This is a genomic window from Shimia gijangensis (assembly GCF_900142085.1).
Classification (GTDB): Bacteria; Pseudomonadota; Alphaproteobacteria; order Rhodobacterales; family Rhodobacteraceae; genus Shimia; species Shimia gijangensis.
Genome location: NZ_FQZQ01000026.1, coordinates 1 through 21,613, shown reverse-complemented (window position 1 = coordinate 21,613; position 21,613 = coordinate 1). Strand labels below are relative to the sequence as shown.

Annotated in this window: 20 protein-coding genes, 1 tRNA gene and 1 riboswitch; of the genes, 9 read left to right on the top strand and 12 right to left on the bottom strand. The window is 53.5% G+C overall.

Annotated elements, in window-relative coordinates:
- The 5 genes from BUC32_RS17455 to BUC32_RS17435 all read left to right on the top strand — a co-directional run bounded on the left by BUC32_RS17455 (window position 1) and on the right by BUC32_RS17435 (window position 4,691).
- Complete coding sequence (locus tag BUC32_RS17455) at window positions 1-636, top strand: queuosine precursor transporter (RefSeq protein WP_073255998.1); 636 nt, start codon at window positions 1-3, stop codon at window positions 634-636.
- A 310-nt stretch (window positions 637-946) separates the two neighbouring features.
- Complete coding sequence (gene arfB / locus BUC32_RS17450) at window positions 947-1,369, top strand: alternative ribosome rescue aminoacyl-tRNA hydrolase ArfB (protein ID WP_073255995.1); 423 nt, start codon at window positions 947-949, stop codon at window positions 1,367-1,369.
- A gap of 58 nt (window positions 1,370-1,427) precedes the next feature.
- Window positions 1,428-2,408: a GlxA family transcriptional regulator gene (locus tag BUC32_RS17445; protein WP_073255992.1), complete on the top strand. Its 981-nt coding sequence runs from the start codon at window positions 1,428-1,430 to the stop codon at window positions 2,406-2,408.
- Window positions 2,409-2,466: 58 nt separating this feature from the next.
- A complete protein-coding gene (locus tag BUC32_RS17440) occupies window positions 2,467-3,732 on the top strand; it encodes an aspartate aminotransferase family protein (RefSeq protein ID WP_073255991.1) in 1,266 nt (421 codons plus the stop codon).
- The gene (locus tag BUC32_RS17435; protein WP_083599387.1) at window positions 3,729-4,691 is read left to right on the top strand and encodes a phosphotransferase enzyme family protein; all 963 of its coding nucleotides are present in this window, start codon (window positions 3,729-3,731) and stop codon (window positions 4,689-4,691) included. Before BUC32_RS17440 ends, BUC32_RS17435 begins: the two co-directional genes overlap by 4 nt.
- Window positions 4,692-4,711: 20 nt before the next feature.
- On the opposite strand, the gene pncB is transcribed toward BUC32_RS17435, so the two are convergent.
- From pncB to petA, 6 genes are all read right to left on the bottom strand, one after another.
- Window positions 4,712-6,004, bottom strand: coding sequence for a nicotinate phosphoribosyltransferase (pncB, locus tag BUC32_RS17430; RefSeq protein WP_073255988.1), 1,293 nt, complete (start codon window positions 6,002-6,004; stop codon window positions 4,712-4,714).
- A gap of 53 nt (window positions 6,005-6,057) precedes the next feature.
- The gene (locus BUC32_RS17425; RefSeq protein WP_073255985.1) at window positions 6,058-8,304 is read right to left on the bottom strand and encodes a PAS domain-containing hybrid sensor histidine kinase/response regulator; all 2,247 of its coding nucleotides are present in this window, start codon (window positions 8,302-8,304) and stop codon (window positions 6,058-6,060) included.
- Window positions 8,305-8,379: 75 nt separating this feature from the next.
- Window positions 8,380-8,976 carry a bifunctional nicotinamidase/pyrazinamidase gene (gene pncA, locus BUC32_RS17420; protein ID WP_083599388.1) on the bottom strand — a complete coding sequence of 199 codons (597 nt, stop codon included), beginning with the start codon at window positions 8,974-8,976 and terminating at the stop codon, window positions 8,380-8,382.
- 142 nt (window positions 8,977-9,118) lie between these two features.
- Window positions 9,119-9,910 carry a cytochrome c1 gene (locus tag BUC32_RS17415; RefSeq protein WP_073255982.1) on the bottom strand — a complete coding sequence of 264 codons (792 nt, stop codon included), beginning with the start codon at window positions 9,908-9,910 and terminating at the stop codon, window positions 9,119-9,121.
- 15 nt (window positions 9,911-9,925) lie between these two features.
- A complete protein-coding gene (gene petB, locus BUC32_RS17410; protein ID WP_073255979.1) occupies window positions 9,926-11,239 on the bottom strand; it encodes a cytochrome b in 1,314 nt (437 codons plus the stop codon).
- 11 nt (window positions 11,240-11,250) lie between these two features.
- On the bottom strand, window positions 11,251-11,811 hold the full coding sequence (petA, locus tag BUC32_RS17405; protein WP_073255976.1) for a ubiquinol-cytochrome c reductase iron-sulfur subunit: 561 nt from the start codon (window positions 11,809-11,811) through the stop codon (window positions 11,251-11,253).
- Between the two features lie 210 nt (window positions 11,812-12,021).
- On the opposite strand from petA, the gene BUC32_RS20470 reads away from it, so the two are divergent.
- A complete protein-coding gene (locus tag BUC32_RS20470) occupies window positions 12,022-12,423 on the top strand; it encodes a hypothetical protein (RefSeq protein ID WP_139280772.1) in 402 nt (133 codons plus the stop codon).
- Window positions 12,424-12,726: 303 nt separating this feature from the next.
- Here the strand turns inward: BUC32_RS20470 and BUC32_RS17395 are convergent, their stop codons facing one another.
- Window positions 12,727-13,332: a glutathione S-transferase gene (locus BUC32_RS17395; protein WP_073255970.1), complete on the bottom strand. Its 606-nt coding sequence runs from the start codon at window positions 13,330-13,332 to the stop codon at window positions 12,727-12,729.
- Complete coding sequence (locus tag BUC32_RS17390; RefSeq protein ID WP_073255967.1) at window positions 13,329-13,961, bottom strand: FMN-binding negative transcriptional regulator; 633 nt, start codon at window positions 13,959-13,961, stop codon at window positions 13,329-13,331. The genes BUC32_RS17395 and BUC32_RS17390 overlap by 4 nt, the downstream gene beginning before the upstream one ends.
- A 57-nt stretch (window positions 13,962-14,018) precedes the next feature.
- A riboswitch (FMN riboswitch) is annotated at window positions 14,019-14,170 on the top strand.
- A gap of 95 nt (window positions 14,171-14,265) precedes the next feature.
- Here BUC32_RS17390 and BUC32_RS17385 point away from each other — a divergent pair.
- Window positions 14,266-14,706, top strand: a complete 441-nt coding sequence (locus BUC32_RS17385) for a 6,7-dimethyl-8-ribityllumazine synthase (protein WP_073255964.1) — start codon at window positions 14,266-14,268, stop codon at window positions 14,704-14,706.
- 88 nt (window positions 14,707-14,794) lie between these two features.
- On the opposite strand, the gene BUC32_RS17380 is transcribed toward BUC32_RS17385, so the two are convergent.
- From BUC32_RS17380 to dapF, 3 genes are all read right to left on the bottom strand, one after another.
- A complete protein-coding gene (locus BUC32_RS17380) occupies window positions 14,795-15,439 on the bottom strand; it encodes a glutathione S-transferase (protein WP_073255961.1) in 645 nt (214 codons plus the stop codon).
- A gap of 82 nt (window positions 15,440-15,521) precedes the next feature.
- Window positions 15,522-16,790 carry a tRNA (N(6)-L-threonylcarbamoyladenosine(37)-C(2))-methylthiotransferase MtaB gene (gene mtaB, locus BUC32_RS17375; RefSeq protein ID WP_073255958.1) on the bottom strand — a complete coding sequence of 423 codons (1,269 nt, stop codon included), beginning with the start codon at window positions 16,788-16,790 and terminating at the stop codon, window positions 15,522-15,524.
- Complete coding sequence (dapF, locus tag BUC32_RS17370; RefSeq protein WP_139280775.1) at window positions 16,790-17,620, bottom strand: diaminopimelate epimerase; 831 nt, start codon at window positions 17,618-17,620, stop codon at window positions 16,790-16,792. Before dapF ends, mtaB begins: the two co-directional genes overlap by 1 nt.
- 426 nt (window positions 17,621-18,046) lie before the next feature.
- On the opposite strand from dapF, the gene BUC32_RS17365 reads away from it, so the two are divergent.
- Window positions 18,047-18,122: transfer RNA gene (locus BUC32_RS17365), tRNA-Lys, on the top strand.
- A gap of 1,023 nt (window positions 18,123-19,145) precedes the next feature.
- Window positions 19,146-19,910, top strand: a complete 765-nt coding sequence (locus BUC32_RS20465) for a hypothetical protein (protein ID WP_139280771.1) — start codon at window positions 19,146-19,148, stop codon at window positions 19,908-19,910.
- 106 nt (window positions 19,911-20,016) lie between these two features.
- On the opposite strand, the gene BUC32_RS17355 is transcribed toward BUC32_RS20465, so the two are convergent.
- On the bottom strand, window positions 20,017-20,742 hold the full coding sequence (locus tag BUC32_RS17355; RefSeq protein WP_175556961.1) for a transglutaminase-like cysteine peptidase: 726 nt from the start codon (window positions 20,740-20,742) through the stop codon (window positions 20,017-20,019).
- Window positions 20,743-21,613 lie beyond the last annotated feature (871 nt).

The following is a 21,613-nucleotide window of genomic DNA, read 5'->3' as shown; positions in this document are numbered from 1 at the left end:
ATGAAAACGAACTATCTTCCTGGCATTCTTGCCATGGCCGCCATCGTTGTGGCCTCAAATATTCTTGTGCAATTCCTGTTCGGCCAATGGCTGACCTGGGGTGCATTTACGTATCCTTTGGCTTTCCTCGTGACCGATGTCATGAATCGCGTTTATGGCGTTTCTGCTGCTCGCCGTGTGGTACTGGCCGGTTTCGTCGTCGGTGTGATCTGTTCTGCACTTGGTACGCAAATCATGCTTCAGGGCGATGGCTATACCTACCCGGCTGTGACCGTGCGCATTGCATTAGGGTCGGGTCTCGCGTTCCTGACAGCCCAGTTGTTGGACGTTTCAGTCTTCAATCGTCTGCGTGAAGGGGCGTGGTGGCGTGCGCCGCTGGCGTCCACGCTGATCGGTTCGTCGGTGGATACCGCGCTGTTCTTTACAATTGCCTTTTCCGGCGCACTGACATTCCTTGAACCTGCCAACGATGTCAGCTGGGCGGGCGAAATGCTACCCCTATTGGGTACCGGTCCTGTGATGCCACTTTGGGTGTCTTTGGGCATCGCGGATTGGATGGTAAAACTATCGTTGGCGCTTCTAGCCCTTGTGCCCTTCCGCATCATCGTGGGTAAAATGCTCCAACCGACCACATGATTTTGTTTGACTTATCCACAGGCTGTGGCAACCTGTAGGTACGCGAAACAAATTGAAGGGAGGTGCCCATTGTCTAGAGAAGCCATGGAGATCGGAGTCGGAACAGTTTGGGAGGAAACCAGCTGAGGCAGCCCTTGGCTGAGTTAATATCCGAATTGGTGTAGACCTAACCGGCGCACCTCCAACACTCTCGAAGGGCTGTTCCACGCGTGGGACGGCCCTTTTTGATGATCTGGATTAACATTGGTATTACGTCGGTAATGCATCGGTTTCAGAGCGGTGCCGAAAATGGAAACGAAAGAGCCACACCATGCTCGTTATCAATGACCAAATCAGCCTCCAGGACTGGGAGATGACCGAGCATTTCATGCGAGCCTCAGGCCCCGGTGGGCAGAACGTCAACAAAGTGTCCTCTGCCGTAGAGCTTCGCTTTGAAGCCGAGCGGTCACCGTCACTAGAGGGTTCGGTAAAGACAAGGCTCAGGCGTCTGGCTGGGCGACGCTGGACCAAGGACGGAGCACTGGTGATCCAATGCGATGAAACCCGTAGCCAGTCCCGCAATCGCGACATTGCCCGCGACCGATTGGCAGACCTGATTCGCAAGGCACTTGTGGCTCCCAAACGGCGTATCAAAACCAAGCCGACCTATGGTTCCCAACAACGCCGGATAAAGGCCAAGAAGGTGCGTGGCGAGGTAAAGGCCCTGCGTGGCCGCATTGGCAGAGACGAGTAATCGCCTTGCCGAGCCCCAGCAGTCGGGGCTAAATACAGAAAAACAATAGAAGAGACTTATGACCAACGGGAATTTTTTTCGGCGTTCCACGCCTAAGCGTTTCGTATTTTTGCTCACGCCGGGATACTCTGCCATGACGTTCGCCATGGCGATGGAGACAATTCGCGTTACCAACCTTATGGCAGGTCACAAAGTCATTCCAACCGTTGTCTGTGCCGAAGGCGGCGTTCCGGTGCGGGATTCTTTGGGAGCGGAATTCCCAATTGACCACGGATTGGAAGACATCGGGCGCGACGATACCATTTTCTTATGTTCCGGTGCGAATGTGCGTGAGGTATGCACGCCTGCGGTTTTGCAATGGGTGCGACGAGGTGCGCGTCAGGGCTGTGCCATTGCCGGGCTGACAACCGGGGCATGGATCATGGCCGAAGCCGGTTTGATGGACGAACTGCCGGTGACTTTGCACTGGGAACATCGGTCGAGCTTTGCCGAGAAATTCCCAGACGTTCCTTTGAATGAATACACTTATGTGGTTGATAACCGACGGTATTCTACGGCCGGAGGGACATCCGTTATCGACCTTATTTTGCATCTGGTCACCGAGTCCGAAGGCCCCGAACTGGCCAATTTGGTGGCAGACCAACTGCTCTATACCAACATCCGCGTGTTGCAGCATTCCGCGCGCGTTCAGGTCGCTGAGCGCATCGGTATGCGCCATCCCAAACTGTCGGAGATTCTGGCGTTGATGGAAACCAACCTCGAAGAGCCGATCCGGCCCGGTGATCTTGCAAAAACGGTGAATATCTCGACCCGCCAGCTTGAGCGCTTGTTCCGCCGCTATCTAAGCTCAACGCCCAAGAAGTATTACATGGATATGCGCCTTCAGAGGGCTCAGCACCTTTTGTTGCAAACCAACATGAGTGTGACCGAAGTGGCCGTCGCTTGTGGGTTCAATGCCGCCTCGCATTTCTCACGGTTATTCCGGCAAAGGTATGGCATGTCTCCTCACAAGCTTCGTGGTGAGCCCGGCAATAGCTAGGGGTTGCACCCGCCGCGCGGTGTGGCATCAAGGGCCACAAGTCTGCGAGGAAATGCCAATGACCACTGCAATCGAACGCCGCACCCGCCTGCTTGGGCCGCATATGACCACATTCTATCGTGACCCTGTGCATGTGGCGCGTGGCGAAGGCGTGTGGCTGTGGGGTACCGACGGTCGGCAATATCTGGATTGCTATAACAACGTGCCGCATGTCGGCCACTGCCATCCCCGAGTGGTTGACGCAATCTGCACGCAGGCCCGAACGCTGAACACGCACACGCGTTATGTGCATGACATGATCCTAGACTATGGTGAGGCATTGATCGCCAAATTTGGCCACGACCTAACCAGTATGTTGATGGTTTGCTCGGGGTCGGAAGCCAATGACGTGGCTCTACGAATGGCACAAGCTGCGACTGGCAAGATCGGCATTATCGGCACGGACAACACCTATCACGGAAACACAACAGCTGTGTCACAGCTGAATTCCTCTAAGGTTCCTGTTGGTGGCTATCAGACGCATGTGCGGCAGGTGCCCTCGCCGGACACCATGGTTCCGGTCGGAGGGAGCCGCGAAGGACAAGCCGAGGCCTTTGCCAAGGGCGTCGAACAAGCCGTGGCCGAGTTGGAAGAAAGTGGGCATGGGGTCTCGGCTCTGATTGTCTGCCCGTATTTTGCCAACGAGGGCTTTCCGACGCTGGAAACTGGCTTTCTAGACCGCGTGATTGACGTTGTGCGAAAAGCTGGTGGTCTGATCATCGCAGATGAAGTGCAGCCCGGGTTTGGGCGCATTGGCAGCCATTGGTGGGGTCACGACAAACTAGGTTTTTCTCCTGATATAGTGACGCTTGGTAAACCAATGGCCAATGGACACCCGGTTGCCGCTGTGGTCACCCGGCACGAAATTCTGACGAGTTTTCAAGAGGCGTTCAAATACTTCAACACCTTCGGAGGCAACCCGGTTAGCGCGGCGGCCGCCATGGCTGTGTTGAACGTTATCGACGACGAAAACCTGGCCGACAATGCCCGTGACGTCGGGGCCTATGCTGTGGAACTCCTAAGCGAATTGGCCACTCGGCATGACGTGATTGCGAACGTGCGTGGTTCTGGGTTGTTCTTTGGAGCCGAACTATGGCGTGACGGCAAACCTGCGACGGACCTATGTGCTGCCATGGTCGACGAAATGCGGGAACGTGGCGTGTTGTTGCATTCGGTTGGACGATACTCGCAAACTCTCAAGGTGCGTCCACCTTGCGTGTTTAGTCACGAAAATGCCGATCAGTTGGTGCAGGTCATGGACGATGCGCTGGGGGCGGTAAAGTGAAAGATCATGAGGCGTTGCAGTTTGCCCAAGCGGCAATGGCGCATTGGGGTGTAAACGATGCGCCGTGCCTGATCAAGAATCGCGAAAACGCTGTGTTTGAGGCAGCTGCGCCAAATGGCGGCAAGGCAGCGTTGCGCTTGCACCGTCCAGGCTATCAAAGTGACAATTCAATCAGGTCTGAACTGTGGTGGGCTGAAGCTTTGGTCGCGGGTGGCATGGACGTGCCTGTTCCTGTGCGCACGTTGGCAGACGATGTTCTGGCATTTGTACCTGAGGCTGGGCGGATGGCGTCGTTGGTTACATGGTGCAAAGGCAAGCCCATGGGCGAGGGTGACGTACCGCTTGGCGGCTCTGAGGCGCGGCAAGAGGCACTGCATCACGCGTTGGGTGTTGAACTGGCCCGTCTACACGTGGCCAGTGATGCGGCGCTGCTCCCCGAAAGTTTTGAGCGCCCACATCTGGATAGTGATGCCTTGTTGGGGCCGAACCCTGCTTGGGGGCGTTTTTGGGAAAACCCAAGTTTGACTTCAACAGAAGTAGAATTGCTGCAAGACGCACGGATCAAATTGCTGGTTGTTTTTGAACGCTACCTTTCCGTGGGGGCTGACTTTGGGCTTATTCACGCGGACGCTCTGCGGGAAAACGTCATGGTCGATGGCGACCAAGTACGCCTGATCGATTTTGACGACGGCGTATTCGGGTTCCGCATGTACGAGCTTGGCGTGGCTATGTCGCAAAACTGGGATCAACCCAATCGTAAGGCGTTGCGAGAGGCGTTGCTAAGGGGGTATGCGTCAAAACGGGCGTTGCCGGATGATGCCAAGACCCTGCTTGACGCGTTCACGGTTATGCGCGGGTTGGCCAGTTGCGGCTGGGTGATTGAGCGTTATGCCCCGGATGCCGCCACAACCCGGAATTATGCCGCTCGGGCGGTTGAGATGGTACGCCGGTGGGTTTGAAAAACGGCCAGTAGCCTGACTTAGACGATAACGTCCATCTTTTCCTGCTCACCTACTCCAAACACCCGCTTGTAGCGTTCGATCTGGTCGGTTGGGCCCATCGCCTTATTGGGATTGTCGGACAATTTTACCGTTGGCTTTCCGTTTGCGGCAACCGCTTTGCAGACCATTGAAAACGGCGCTAGGGCATCGTTTCGGGTCAGGCCACGGAAATCATTGGTCAATAATGTGCCCCAACCAAACGATACTTTGCACCGCCCGGCAAATTGTTGCTGAAGCTCTAGAATTTTTGTCTCATCCAGACCATCCGAAAAGATCACCAGTTTCTCCAGAGGATCTTCTCCGCGTTCTTTCCACCAACGAATGGCAATTTCCGCACCTGCTGCCGGATCTCCTGAATCGATGCGCATGCCAGTCCAGCCAGCCAGCCAATCGGGTGCGCGTTTCAGAAACCCTTCGGTGCCATAGGTGTCGGGTAGGATGATCCGCAGATTGCCGTCATGTTCTTGCTGCCAGTCGGCCAGAACCTGATAAGGAGCTTGAGCCAGTTCAGTGTCATCTTTGGCCAGCGCTGAGTACACCATTGGCAATTCATGGGCATTGGTGCCAATCGCCTCAAGATCGCGCTTCATAGCGATCAGGCAATTCGACGTGCCGACAAACTGTTGCCCCAGGCCTTCGGTCATTGCTTGGACACACCAATCCTGCCACAGATAGGAATGTCGGCGTCGGGTGCCAAAATCAGCAATGCGCAAGTCAGGCATACGTCGCAAGTGTTCGATCTTTTCCCAAAGTTTGGTCATGGCGCGGGCATAGAGCACCTGAAGCTCGAACTTGCGCATATTGTCCAGAACGGCCCGTCCACGCAACTCCATCAAAACCGCTAAAGCAGGGATTTCCCACAGCATGACTTCATGCCACTTGCCTTCAAAAGTCAGCTCGTATTGCCCGTCGCGCTTTTCCAGATGGTACTCCGGCAGACGCAGACCTTCAAACCACTTCATGAAATCCGGGCGAAACATCTGGCGTTTGCCGTAAAACGTGTTGCCGCGCAGAAATGTGGATTCGCCGCGTGACAAGGAAAGCGACTTAATGTGATCCAGCTGTTCGCGCAATTCGCCTTCGTCGATCAACTCGGCGAGGCGAATGTGCTTGCTTCGATTGATCAGGCTAAACGTCACCGTTGTGTCCGGTTTATTGTGAAACACCGACTGGCACATCAGGAGTTTGTAAAAATCATTGTCGATCATTGACCGAACAATCGGGTCAATCTTCCACTTATGATTCCAGACGCGGGTAGCAATATCGACCATGACAGGGCCTCTTGGTGCATTTCACCCGTGATACCCAAGAAATCTTAGAGATTTCAACCCTTTTGAGTTACTTGGGCTGCGGGTGTTCGCACCATGGCCAATTCGTTCAACAGAATCTGCTTTCGGATTGGCTTGGATAAAAACCCGTTCATGCCAGCTTCCCGGCATGCGGCTCTGTCGCTGGCAAAAGCATTTGCAGTCAGAGCCAGAATATGGGGTTGGGTGAAACCCAACTTGCGAATCTGGCGAGTCGCCTCGAGCCCATCCATGATCGGCATGGCCATATCCATGAGAACAATATCCGGGTGGTATTGGCGGGCCAGTTCAACGGCCTGAAGCCCGTCATGTGCCATCACCAACTCTACAGGCAGATCTTTTAGGTATTTTTCGATCAACAAACGGTTGGTGCGATTGTCTTCCGCGAGAAGAATGATAAGCCCGGAAACTGCTGTAAGATCGATGTCGCATGTTGGCTCGACAGGGCTTGTGGTTGAGCCTTCTGCCTGTGCGACTATCAATTGGATCAGAAACGTCGATCCCTGGGTAAGCTGAGACTGAATGGTTATATCTCCTCCCATTTTGCGGGCCAGCAGACGGGCAATGGCAAGGCCCAACCCGGTGCCGCCGAAACGGCGTGTGGTGGCTGCGTCGGCTTGGGAAAATTGATCAAACACGTGATCCAGGCGGTTTTCAGCAATGCCAATTCCTGTGTCGACGACCTCAATCTTCAGATGGTTGTTGCTGCCCTGTTGAGTGGATTTGACATTGACCGTGATGCCACCTGTTTCGGTAAACTTGATCGCATTACTGATGACATTCAGCAGAATCTGCCTGATCCGTGTGTCATCGCCTGAGACAAACTCTGGCAGATCGCCAAATTCGTTAAGTTCCAAGTACAATTGTTGAGTCGCAGCCTGGGGACGCAGCAACGTCAAAACACCGTGAATGCAATCCCGCAGTGCAAAGTCCACCGGATGAATGGGCATTCGCCCGGCATCGAGCTTCGAAAAATCGAGAACGTCATTGATAATTGTAAGTAAAGAATCCGCTGACTCGCGGATGGTATCGACATAAAGTCGGCTCTCGTGTGACAAATCCTCTTCGCTCAGAAGATCGGCCATGCCCATGATCCCATTCATGGGGGTTCGGATTTCATGACTCATGGTTGCCAAAAAGCGTGATTTAGCTTTTTCGCCCTGTTCTGCGGCGAGTTTGGCTTTGGCCAGCTCGGCTTCATGCGCTTTGCTTTCGGTGATATCGCGTTCGATTGCGATCACGATTTCCATTTCACCGGTATGGTCAAAGACCGGCGCAAGATTGGTTTCGACCCAGATTTTGCGACCGTCCTTAGTGTAATTCAGGATCTCTGTACGGTGTGACCGGCCTTCTTGAATGGCATGGGCGATTCCTTCGCTGGTTTCGCGGTCCGTTTCGGGGCCGTTGAGCAGTTTGCCCGGGAGCTTGCCGCGTGCTTCTTCGCGGGAATAGCCAGTGATGCGTGTAAAGGCTTCGTTCGTCCAAATAATTTCTCCGGACGGTTTGGACATGATCACACTGTCATGGGCCCCCTTGGCCACAAGAGCCAAATTTCGAGCTTCTCTCTCCTGATCCTGAAGCGAGCGGTTTGTCAGGGCCAATTGTCGGCCTTTGCGCAAAAGATCCCGGCTATTGCCGTATTCGCGTTTCTGGCCGGCTACGACGTATGAGATGAAAATCACCACCATGTAACCCATCATCAGGCCACCGAGCAGGTTGTAATAATAGTCTATTGGGAGGCCCTGAGATCGGAATACCTCACCGACAAATAGCCCGCAGACGGTTAGAAGGTAGACGCCAAGTCGCCCAAGTGCTGCCCCGCGATGGAATGGCAGGATAATCCCGGCGTTGATAGACGCGCCCGTGGCATAAGCAAGAGCAAAAAACATACCTGAATCACCAGGAGCGGTTATCCACGCCATGGCCACGCAAAACGCAATTGTCATGCCTTGAAAAATACCGCTGATGGTGGTCACGGTCGAGATCTGCCTAAGCTTTTCTGGCGAACGTCTTAGGCGGGCTGGAACAGTGCGCAGATAGGCGCAATCCACTACCTCTCCCAACAGGGCGATTGCAATTGCCAGGGCGCCGACTGTTGGAGACACCAGCACCAGCAAGGTGATAGCACCACTTAACGTCAGGATTTGCCGGCTTGCAAAATGCTTCACCCTCCCGCTGGCATAGCGGGAGAGGCGCCCGACCGGATCGTGGCGCCGATCAAATGCCGCTAGTCGGCGATCAATCTCTGAAACGTTTGTGTCCATACGTGCTGCGCAGTCTCAATAGAGTGTGGCAGCATTTTGGAGCGAAGGTCTTAAGGAAACCGGAAGATGCAGTCGTTAGGTGATATGCACGTTTTGGGCCTGCATTGATTGCATGGCCGCAGTCAGCGACCCATCAAGGTCAATCGCCCGGCAAAGATCCGAGAGAACAGTGACGTTGAACCCAAGTTTCGCAGCGTCCTGTGCTGAAAAGCTGACACAGAAATCTGTGGCCAGTCCCACCATCGTCAGAGCCGTGATACCCCGCGTGCGCAGATATCCTTCCAGCCCGGTCGGGGTGGTCTGGTCATTCTCATAAAAGGCTGAATAGCTGTCGATCGCCGGGTTGTAGCCTTTGCGGATGATCATATCGGCGGGATCCGTATTCAACCCGGCGTGAAACGCAGCTCCGTCGCTGCCTTGCACACAATGGTCAGGCCAAAGAACCTGGGGCCCATAGGGCATCTCGGCCAGCTCATAGGGATCCTTCCGTGCGTGGCTGCTTGCAAAGGAAGAATGGCCTGTCGGATGCCAGTCCTGGGTCAGGATCACCACCGGAAATGCATCCATCAGGGTATTGATACCGGACACAATCGCATCTCCGCCGGGCACAGCCAGCGCGCCTCCTGGGCAAAAGTCATTTTGAACATCGATTACGATCAGGGCTTGGGTCATCGGAGTCTCCTGCGGTTTGGTTTTGGATAACAGGGTTGCGCAATCAGGGTAAAGAGCGCTGTCTTCCCAATACACCTTGGCCAACAAAAAAGGCCCCGCCGGATTGCTCTGGCGAGGCCTTTTGAAATTGCTTGTTGTCGGCTTAGCCTTCGAACTTTTTGCCTTTGATCGGGGCCCATAGCTTTTTGTTGGTCAGGTACAGAAGCGAGGCCAGCAGCGTCAGCATCAGAACGCCCACAAAGCCAGCTTGCTTGCGCGCCATCATCTTGGGTTCTGCGGCCCACATCAGGAAGGCCGAGACGTCTTCGGCTTCGTGGTGCAGATCAGTGCTGTGACCATCGGCATATTCCACGTCTTCACCATAGAGGGGGGGGGCCATTGCGATCCAGCCACCCGGGAAGGCAGTGTTTTCGTAGAATGTTGTGCCTGCTTCTTCTTTTTCCTCGCCGGTGTATCCGGTCAGGATCGAGACGATGTATTCAGGACCACCCATGCCTTTGACCATCTGGTTGATGCCGGTGCCTTGCGGACCGTGAAAACCAGCGCGAGCTTTGGCCATCAGGGACAAATCCGGAGCTGCCGGATCACCACCCATTGGGAAAAAGTTTGCTGGGCTGCGCGGAACATCTTCGTCCTTTTCGGCATCATAAATGTCGAATTGCGCGGCGTAAGCAATGACCTGATCCTCTGGCAACTGTGGGCCACCTGCGTCACCCAAAGTCCGCAAAGGGACATAGCGCATGCCGTGGCAGGCCGAGCAAACCTCGGTATAGACCTGAAGGCCGCGTTGCAGCTGCATCTGGTCGAACTTGCCAAACGGGCCTTCAAACGAGAAGTCCACGTCATGAATGTGGCTTTCGCCACCTGCGGCCATTGCGCTACCTGCCGACAAGGACAGGGCAGCAATTGCGGCGATGCTAAGTTTCTTAAGCATTATCCTGTTTCCTTCTTATTCAGCAGGTTTGCTGTAGTGAGCGTTAAAGTCTTCCTCGATCGTGGCCGGTGGAGTTGTCGGCTTTTCGATCAGGCCGAGGATCGGCAGGATCACGAGAAAATAGGCGAACCAGTACGTCGCACCGATCAGTGAGATGATCGAGTAGGGCGGCTCGGCTGGCATGGCGCCACACCACATCAGTACGACAAAGTCGATGACCAACAGGTAGAACCACCATTTAAACTGTGGACGGAAACGGCCCGAACGCACGCGGCTTGTGTCCAGCCAAGGCACCAGAGCCATGACAAAGATCGCACCGAACATCGCGAGCACACCAAAGAACTTGGCGTCAACGATACCGCCGGTGATCCAGCTGGCAAACATCACAACCCAGACGTCCGAAGTGAACGCACGCAGGATGGCGTAGAACGGCAGGTAGTACCATTCGGGCACAATGTGCGCAGGCGTCGCCAACGCGTTGGCTTCGATGTAGTTGTCCGGGTGACCAAAATAGTTGGGCATAAAGCCGACAACTGCAAAGAAAATCACCAGAACAATTGCCAACCCGACAAGGTCTTTGATGACAAAGTACGGCCAGAACGGCAGGGTGTCTTTTTTGACTTCATCTTTTGATCCGCGACGAACCTCAACACCGGTTGGGTTGTTGTTGCCCGTGGTGTGGAAGGCCCAGATATGCACAACCACGAGGGCCGCGATCACGAAGGGCAGAAGATAGTGCAGCGAAAAAAAGCGGTTCAGTGTGGCGTTATCTACGGCTGGCCCACCCAATAACCATGTTTGCAACGGCTCACCGATGAACGGGATCGCGCCAAATAGGCCGGTAATCACGGTAGCACCCCAGAACGACATCTGACCCCAAGGCAGAACGTAGCCCAGGAAACCAGTGGCCATCATGGCGAGGTAAATCAACATACCAACAATCCACGTGATTTCACGTGGTGCCTTGTAAGAGCCGTAAAACAGACCCCGGAAGATGTGGATGTAGACCGCAAAGAAGAACAACGAAGCGCCATTCATGTGCACATAGCGGATCATGTGGCCGCCGTTCACGTCACGCATGATGTGTTCGATTGACGCGAACGCCATATCCACGTGCGGGGTGTAGTGCATCGCCAGAATGATGCCGGTTGCAAGTTGCAGTACCAGGCAGAATGCCAATACGATGCCCCAGATCCACCACCAGTTGAGGTTCTTCGGAGTGGGGATCATGATTGTGTTGTAGATCAGGCCAACAATCGGCAAGCGGCTATCCAGCCATTTTTCCGCGTTGGTCTTCGGTTCGTAATGATCGTGAGGAATTCCGGACATATTCGCGCTCCTTATCCCAGTTTGATCGTCGAATCATCGACGAATGCAGCGACGGGAACCCAGAGGTTCTCAGGCGCCGGGCCTTTGCGGATACGACCAGAGGTGTCGTAGTGTGAACCGTGGCAAGGGCAGAACCAGCCGCCAAAGTCACCAGAGCCGTCACCGATCGGCACACAGCCAAGGTGCGTACAAACACCGATCATCACCAGCCATTCGCCAGCTTCGTCCAGCGTACGGTTCTGATCCGATGCGTCCAGGGCAGGGTCCATGCGGTTTTGCGCGTTGTCATCGATCAACTCACCCAGATCCACGTCGCGCGCGGCGTCGATTTCATCCTGAGTACGGCGACGGATGAACACCGGCTTACCGAGCCATTTAACGGTCAATTGCGTGCCGGGCTCGAGACCCGAAACATCAACACGGATTGACGACAAGGCTTTAACGTCTGCCGAGGGGTTCATTTGATCGACCAGCGGCCAAACGGCTGCACCTGCGGTCACTGCACCTGCGCCTGCTGTGGCGTAGTAGAGAAAGTCTCTGCGGGTGCCTTCGTGATCTTCTGCGTGGGACACGAGGTTCTCTCCATTCTTCAGCCGAATACCCGGCCAATATCAGTAGGGCCGCGCAAAAGCGCAGCCACTCAAGGGCGCTATTTAGCGAAGCTCGGGCGACCCGTCCAGCGAACTTTCGTATGTTAAGCATCCTCGCGCCCTTCTGTCGCGCTTGTGACGCAGTCAAAAGCCATTATTTTAAGCAACTGCACTGGGTTTCAGGGGCTGGGGTTGGAATTTGGGAAAACGAATGCCACTGGTTTTGATCTGCATGGCCGGAATCAATTTGGCCGGATGATCCGGCATTTTTTAAATTTGAACTTTTTCGAATGCCCAGCATCGATCAGCGCCTGCGCCAACCCGTCACCAAAAAACAGGGAGTCATTGATCCGAAAATCAGTCCAGATATCTGGCTTTTCCTTCCCTAACGTGATCGCTATTTCTCCGTCCTTCAAATCGTATGGCATGAACCATCTCGCCTCGGGGATTGGGGTTCTGACGCGTCACGTGTCGTTCCGCGAATCGACTCTCATCAGTTTTCGTGCGCTCGATTCTGGTAAACGGTCACAGGACCTACAGTTCGCTCAATCGGTTTTTCGCGATCATGCCGGTACAGTTGCACAGGAAGGATAGCCGCTTCGCCTAGGTCAAACTTGCGAAACACGTCCGCCAGTTTGGGCCACATCTTGGTTCCGCCGCACCCTCTAAGTAAATCCGGGAGTTTTTTTGAACGTCTGCTCGCACGTGACCGCATAAAGCCAAAGCGGTAACACTTCAGGGTCCGGAGCCTATCGCGCACTGAGTGCTTTCCATAACGGAGACTCCCCGTCCCATTCCGTGCCCACCACAATGCTGGAGTTGCATAAAATCCTAGCGATCCAGATATCACCGTTTGCCGTTACCTAACCTCACTTGTTACAGCACCATCCTGCTAGCCTAGTCGGTTGGAGCGGTGCCGATCATGCTGTCGCGTTTGGCAAACTCTTCATACCACGCTGCCAGAGCATCATTCCCACGTCGCCACTTGCGCGCATCGTGACGGAAGTCGAGATACCCCAGCGCACAGGCCGCGGAGATTTGTCCCATGTCCAGCGGTCCGGCCAGATGGCTCATCCAGCGTGTGTTCAGGGCTGCAACCGACCGCGCGACCTTGGCCCATTGACCTTCGCGCCATGTATCATCCTGCAATTCAGGTGCGCGCAAGCGACCTTCGTAGGTCACAAGAACTGCCGCATCCATGATACCGTCCGCCGTGGCCTCCAATGTGAGAACGTCCCAGAGGATAGGCTCTGGATAGAGATTCGCTTTGGCGCGGTCATCTAGAAACCGGCAAATCACCCGGCTATCATAAAGTGCCGGCGCGTTTTCACGGATCAGTGCGGGGATTTTCCCCACAGGATTGGCTGCTTTGACGTCATCGGCCGTAGTGACGGGTGTGGTTTTCACATCCAGCAGCTCAATCTCATCAGTCTGACCAGTTTCGTGTAAAAGGACACGTACTTTGCGCACGAAGGGAGAGGCGCTTGCCGAGACTAGTTTCATTGGGGCTTCTTTCCTGTTGGGGTTTGCATCATTGCCGCCAGCAGTCGGTTGTCTGAACCAATGCCAAAAGCTGCCACATGGTCAGCAGCGGTCAAGCGAACGGTATCGGAATTGTTTTGACCAAGTTTCCAAGTGCCCTGCACATCGCTGATCTCCATCCGAAAGGGGCGGATCATGCGAATCATGCGAGACAGCACCGCTGCGTCCATCTTGGAATGGTGCCAGATCGGTTTTGGGTCGAGGCGCTCTTCAAAAGCATGGGAGAGCCGTTCGAGCAAGGGCAGCAACTCTGAATCCGGCAAGGGTTTTAGAGTTCCGGTCAGGTGGACAGCGACATAGTTCCATGTCGGAACCTGATCTTCGACACCGTACCAATCGGGCGAGACATAGCTGTCCGGGCCGCTGATCGCGATGGTTGCGGGTGTTGTATCTTTGCTGGTGCGGGAAATCGGGTTTGAACGCACAAGGTGCAAATCAATATGCCGACCGTCTTCAGACAAAAGAAACGGAACATGCGAGATCATCGGCACCTCTGCACCGTTTACAGCCAACATACCAAAACCACGCTCACGGGCAAAGGCAAGGTTTTCCTCTGAGGCGCTCTCACGAAAAGTGGGATTGGGGTGCATGTCGTATCTCCTGTCGAAGTTGGATGTTGCAAGCCTACGTTCCGATTGGCAAGGTCACACTGTTCTCAGGGCGGGGCGAAATTCCCCACCGGCGGTGAGCAGGCCGAAACCTGCAAGCCCGCGAGCGGCTCCGGCGCAAGTTGGAGTGACAAGCAGATCTGGTGTGATTCCAGAGCCGACGGTCATAGTCCGGATGGAAGAGAACGTGCGAAGGGGCCGCCAACGGTGTGCCCTTTGGTTCGTGATCGCCTTGGGTGACGTGTCTGCTCCATTCGTGGGGCGCGTTTAGAAAAAGGAGATCATTATGACACACACCCAATACGCATTTATCAAAGCCAACTGGCACAGCGATATCGTGGATCAGGCCTTGGCCGGGTTCTGCGAAGTAATTCCCGGTGCACAAGTTGACGTGTTTGATGCGCCTGGCGCGTTTGAGATGCCACTTTTGGCGCGCGACTTGGCGGCCTCAGGGCGGTATGGCGCCGTGACAACGGCCGCTTTCGTCGTTGATGGTGGAATTTACCGGCATGACTTTGTGGCACAGGCCGTTGTGGATGGCCTAATGCGCGCAAGTCTGGATACAGGGGTGCCGGTTCTGTCGGTTTCACTCACGCCGCATCAGTATCATGCAACACCGCATCATGATGCGATTTACCGTGCCCATTTTGTTGAAAAGGGTCGCGAAGCGGCAGAGGCTGCTCTGGCCATTGTGAAAACCCGCCTTGCCGTGCAGAAGGCTGCGTAATTCTATTGCGCGCTTTTGGCGCGCTCTACGCTTTGGTCCAATCTCTTTTGGGGGTTGGGCCATAAGAAGCCTCCCGCGGGAGTATTTTTTAGAATAGTGGAAATTTGGGAAATGAGGTTACGGGGTCGCCTGATTGCCATTTTGGGTATTTGGTCATGATCGAAGTGAAGCGTTGCGATGTTAGGAACGTTTCCAGCCAACGTTGTAAATGCGGCCAGTTTTGAGCGTCAAACCAAGCTTTGTCCGTCAAAGCGAACTGACGGATGAAGGGCAGAATGGCGAGGTCCGCCAGTTTCGGTGCGTCGCCAAAAAGCCAGTCTTGTCCGGATAATCGCGCGTTAAGGTCGTCCAGATGAGCTTTGGCTTTTTCCCGCTCTGTTTCGCGCACACAATCGTCATATCGCGTATGGTATTTGTAGCGATCCAAGGCAGTTTTAAACGGCCCATCAGTTGTGTCGATCAACGCCCTGCTTTCGTCCGACCTGTCCAAAAAGTTCTCTGGATCATGCTGCGTTAACGCCCAGAGCATAATATCAAAACTCTCATCAATCACATGATCGGATACCTTTAAACATGGCACCGTACCGGTTGGAGAGGTCTCTAAAAACTCCGGCGCTTTGTCGCGTAATAGCACTTCGCGCAATTCCACTTCGATCCTCGCACTGGCAATCGCAAGCCGTGCACGGATCGCATAGGGGCAGCGCCGAAAACTGTATAGTACAGGTTGTGTCATTCGCGACACTCCGAGCGAAGCGAGGCCGCGCCCAACATCTGGCAGGGGCCCTCTGGCCCCGAAGATGGCGGGAGTGTAGTTGTCATGCAGTTAGCTTCCTGCCAAGCACTCCGGCGATTTTGGTCGTCACGATTTGACCAGTCATTTGCGGCGCCTCGAATTGGACTTCGCTAAACTGCTCAGTCCTTCCCATGTGCGTGTTTTCCATCAGGATGTGGTGGGGCTTTCCAACTTGTTGTCGCAGGTGCATTTCGACCTGAGCCTGCCCGGCATTGCGCAGACGAGCCGCTCGGGATTTTATGTCGTTGCCATCAACCAAAGGCATACGGGCCGCCGGAGTGCCGGGGCGTTGCGAATAGGGAAACACATGTAGCCAAGTCAGATCGCAGTCTGTGACTAGCTTCAGAGAATTGGCAAACATCGATTCGGTCTCGGTTGGAAATCCGGCGATAATATCGGCGCCATAAGTCATGTCGGGGCGCAGTTTGCGCGCGTCTTCACAAAAGCGGATAGCGTCATCCCGCAAGTGGCGGCGTTTCATACGTTTCAGAATCATGTCATCGCCCGCCTGAAGCGAAAGATGCAAATGCGGCATCAGGCGCGGCTCAGTTGCTATCGCCTGCATCAGCGCATCATCGGCCTCAATCGAATCGATTGAGGAAATGCGCAGACGTGGCAAATCTGGCACCAGTTTCAGGATGCGCAAAACCAGATCACCCAACTGTGGCTCTTTCGGTAGATCAGCACCCCATGACGTCAGATCAACCCCGGTTAGCACCACTTCATTGTAACCTTTGTCGACCAAGCGTTTGATTTGGTCCACGACCACACCTGCAGGCACTGAGCGTGAGTTTCCCCGGCCGTAGGGAATTATGCAGAACGTGCAGCGATGGTCACAGCCGTTTTGAACCTGCACATAGGCCCGGCTTCGGGTGCCAAACCCATCAATCAGGTGGCCGGCGGTTTCAGTCACCGACATGATGTCGTCGACCTGTACCTTTTCGGTTTCGCCAATGAAATCCGCAGCCATGCCAGCCCAGGTTTCGGGCTGCATCTTTTCAGAATTGCCGATCACCTTGTCGACTTCTCCCATGGCGGCAAATGTCTCGGGTTCAGTCTGGGCGGCGCAACCGGTGACAATAATACGCGCCTCGGGGTTCTCCCGGCGTAGTTTGCGAATCTCCTGACGCGCCTTGCGCACCGCTTCGGATGTCACGGCGCATGTGTTCACGATCACCGCATTGTCCAACCCAACCTGCTGAGACAGCTCTTTCATTGCCTCAGTTTCATAGGCATTCAGGCGGCAGCCCAGAGTTGTGAACTTGGGTGGTGTGTTTTGTTTTTCCGGCATCAGACTGACTCCAGAAAGTCTCGTGTGAACTCACCACTAAAGACATGCATGGTTGGCCCGGTCATCCAGACGCCATCTTCGGCCCAGTTGATCCTAAGCGTTCCACCATCCAGATCGATCTGCACCTTGTGTCCGGTCAGACCACGGCGCGCGGCCGCAACGGCTGTCGCACAGGAAGATGACCCCGAAGCCAGCGTGATGCCCACGCCACGTTCCCAGACTCGCATGCGAATGTGATCCGGCCCAATGATTTGGGCGACCTGCACATTGGTGCGCTCAGGGTAAAGCGGATGATGTTCGTGGCACGCTCCGAAGGCTTCAAGTTCCACAACCTCAGCGTCTTCGACAAAAAAGGTACAGTGCGGATTGCCCATGCCGGTTGCGGTGGGCGCACCGTCAATGGGCAGTTCCAGCGTATCCATGGCTTCGGCCAACGGGATGTCTTGCCATTCCAGCTGAGGCTGGCCCATGTTCACCGCCGTTAAGCCGTTCCCTGCGTCCCGCGCAATCAACACGCCGCGGTCAGTGGTCAATCGAAGCGTAGTCAATCCGGTTTCGTCCATCAGATTGCGCGCAATACAGCGTGTGGCATTGCCACAGGCCGCCGACACAGAACCATCCGCATTATAAAATGTCAGATGCGCATCATGCTTGCCTTTGGAAATCACGGCTAGCTGATCAAAACCAACACCTTGGTGGCGGTCTGCAATGGCTTGCACCAAACGCTCGGGCAAAGGGATGTCACGCGCGCGCGCATCCACAACGACAAAGTCGTTTCCCAGCCCATGCATTTTTTCAAAGGGCAAACCGGTATTCTTCCGCGCAATCATGGGTCGCATATAGGTGTTTTAAAAAGGTTTGACTATATGCCTCTTAGTTGGACTGTAGTTTGTACCCACCTCAAAGCCATTTTGGGAGAAATGCGCCGAGGGATCCTTCGGTAATCTGCAAATGCATCTTCAATTGAATAGGTCACGGCCGTGCAGTGAGCCTTCTCAAAGCACTGTGAGTCACATTTGGCAAGTCGGCACTTCACAGATCAAATATCTGCAACCCTTCCGCCAGATTTCCGCCCGGGTTGTCAAAGCAAAGACGCCGCTAGAGTTTTCATTATTTCACCTCGCAATTTGGAACTTCTCTAGCTCGGCTGCAGTCACAATGCCGGGTCAATTCTATAAAGAGATCGGAAATGCAAATTTCTGCGATTTCTGTCTTGACCGCCCTATCCCATCAGCATAGTAACCGCGCCACAGAGTGGGCCGTTAGCTCAGTTGGTAGAGCAACTGACTTTTAATCAGTAGGTCGATGGTTCGAACCCATCACGGCTCACCACTTTACTCCCTTTGAAATCAAATTGTTACAAGATTTCTTGGGTTTAAGTGGCTTTGCCTGTCTCGTATTTGAAGCCTCTGGGTAACATATAGGGTAACTAAATTTCGTTTTGTGGGAAGTTTTCGGAAAGTGAGCGTTGCATCTGCCCCCTATCTGCGGCGCTACCTCTTTTCTATTTTGGCGACTCATTTTCCGTCTCTTCCCACTCCCACAGATTAGGTGTGCATTCGGGTGAGCTTAGAACGATCAAAGGATAAGGCCTTCCACTATTGTTCAAGGAGAAACTGAAGATCGTCGGATCAAGTCCAAAATTGTCTGTTAATCAATTGGTCGTAGGTTCGATCCCTACCGCCGGAGCCATTTTCTTCGAGCTATCTCACTGAAACCCTTAGAAATAAGGGCTTTACGTGTCCCTGAGGGTTACTTTACGGGATACATTCGGGATACATCGAAAAATGGCACTGCTTATGAAACTTCCAAACGTGATCATGAATAAGGGTAAGCACGTCTATCGCAGGCGAATCCCGACAGACTTACGTCACCTCTAGGCGGCATGCGCTGCCGTGCCTTCAAAATGCTCTAAGGTTTTGAGAAGTTGACAATGCCTTGGCGCACTGCCGAGCTAATAGTTAGTGTTGTTGGGTTTCATGTTTCGGTTAACTTTCATGCCACCGATTTAGCCCGTGCTCTGTCGACCGCATTGGCAGCAGATAGGGGCATTGGCCTAATAGTTTTCTTGCAAGTGGCTTTCCAGTTGCGATTTGTAACTTCACCGCTGTGGCTCCTTTCCACAATAGGACCCAAAAGAGACACCTTGCGGGCCTTGTAGCGTACCACAGCGAATTGCCCTTTCCACTAGGTCACCTCAACTTTGAGCTCGGCTACAACCCGCTAATGATTCGTGGGCGCCTCAAAAAAGACAGCATTTATCAACGCATTGTCGCGTAAGCGGAAATAGTATGACGAGTTCACCTGTGGTTGTGTCCAAAAATTTGCCAAACTAGTCGAAATAAAGGCAAAAACTTGACATCATTCCAGCAAAGTCACACATTCACTTTGGGTGTGGGCATTGTGAAAGAAAGAGAATTTCCAATGTTCAGAATGGTAGACTTCTCGAAGTTTCTTGGCTTGGTCGGTGCCTCAATCTTATGGATTTCTGACGCCAATTTGCTATTCGCTGAAACTTCTTCAAAAGTTCGTTGTACTGCATCGACGGCGCGGCAAATTGAAAGCCCAGCCGAATTGTGTGCTTGTGATATCGTTACGAAAAGAATGATCCGTTATGTTCAACGTAGATCTGATTTCGCCGATATACTTTCCGAAACATCGGAAATGTGCCCGCAGGTTGCGGCTGTTTTGAGCGACCTTCCGACGGCTACCATTGATGATAGTAGCGGCTACCAAATGGGCGGGTTTGGTGATGCAAGCGATACCGGCGACAATGGCGGCGGTGGAAACGGCAACTCTGGCAACACCAATGGCGGCTCCGGTGGCTCTAACGGAAATGGTGGAAACACTTCCGGTGGCAACCAAGGTAACGGCGGCGGCGACAATGGCGGCGGTGGAAACGGCAACTCTGGCAACACCAATGGTGGCTCCGGTGGCTCTAACGGAAATGGTGGAAACACTTCCGGTGGCAACCAAGGTAACGGCGGCGGCGACAATGGCGGCGGTGGAAACGGCAACTCTGGCAACACCAATGGCGGCTCCGGTGGCTCTAACGGAAATGGTGGAAACACTTCCGGTGGCAACCAAGGTAACGGTGGCGGCGACAATGGTACAAAGTAACTGTAGGTGCGGATAATTCGGTTGTAAGTTTCTTAGCATCCACCAATACAAGACGGCGCCCGTCCAACACGAGCGCCGTTGTTCTTTTCAGGAAGTAGACTTGACCTTAGCTAAATCCACCCACCCATCCTTTTAGGTTCTTAGGATTTTGCATTCTGAGGAAAATGTACTGTGTTTCTCTCCACGGTTTGATCTGATTGGTCAGGTTATCCAACACGAGGTCTCCCTGTGGAGAACGATAGACCAGAACTGCGTGAGAGCGGCGCTGTTTGTCTAGTACGGTTGCTAGGAACAAGCTGGTAGGTTCAATTCCATACTTTATCAATTCACGTTTCTTCAACAGGGCAAAATCTTCGCAATCTCCTCCTCGAGTGGTAGGCAAAGCCCAAACTTCCACTTTTTTGTATTGCGCTTGGTCAGAAACGCTCCGAGTTCGAGCATTAACCTTCTTGTTCACAGAGTTAACTATTTTAAAGGCATTTTTAGAAAAGTCGGTTGGTTTTCTGGATTTTGAGCATGCCCAATCGTATTTTTGGCATAATCCCCTTGCCCCAGAAGGTGGCGCAATCGAGTTCTGTGCCTGTAAGAAAACTGGGCCCAGATCGCTGCTAGCAAAGGATTTCTCAGGTAGAGTGGCGCAGATTAACCCCAGCAGAAACGAACAAAACAGTTTCCACAAAGCAGGACAATCGATTTGTGCTATTCGCACCGTCAAAATTTTTTCCACGAGCCATTCCTTTTTCGGGTGAATCTGGTCGGGCGCTGCCTTTTGGGGAGCTAATCCAGATCGTCCCAATGTCTGAAAGGCAGTTTCGAAAAGTTTTGTGGCCAATTTATGGCCCACTTAGCGTAATTCTCCAAACCCTAAAAATTTGACTAGGTGAAGTAGAGAGGTTTTTTGGGGAACCGGTTTCGGTAACTGTTGGGAGTGAGTAGCCTTACGGGCTTCACTCACTCAATATTACTTCATCTCAAGTAAAATAAAATTCTTTTAATATCAGCGAGTTATATTGATAGAGTGGCGCGAATGGTTAGTTTTCTTCTCACCTAATCTCGGGCTGGTTGATTGAAAAATTGAGGGGAGAACAATGGCGAGAAGAGTTCAACAGCCGCTGACCGTGAGACGTGTTACAGGGCTCAAAGCGAAAGGGATGTATTGCGACGGTGTGCAGGCGGTTGCATCCAGCCCGCGCAGCGCAGTCTCGCTTCTAACTCGATTAGCATGTTGCAAACGTATCGCGCCTTATCCGGGCGACCCGCAATATGTTTTGCTCCGTTCTCTCAAAGCCAATGGAGTACTGGAGAACGAGCCAAAGTCACCAAGGGGCCGGAACTATGTCCTTACGCTGCGTTATCGACGGGCAAGGGATCAACTAGCATCCTCGTATGTGATCCAACGTAGTAAGAAATCCAAATCCAGAAGGCGCTTAAGGCGCAATGTGCAAAAAAGGGTAGGACGTTAAGCGGTTTCCGTGCCTTACATTGTCTCAACAGGAGTTTGGCATAAGGGGTAGCCAAATTAGTGCATCGGCGGTTTTTGCGCTATGTTTTTATCTACTCCCACAAATACTGGTCCCATGGAATACTAACAAAAACAATTTTTTTGAAGTGTCCGTCGTCAGAGTTTTTGGAACCAAGAGCGGCGTAAACTAAGAGAGTGTTCGGCTCATCTGGTTGGTTTGATTATGCGGCACGTTGACTGT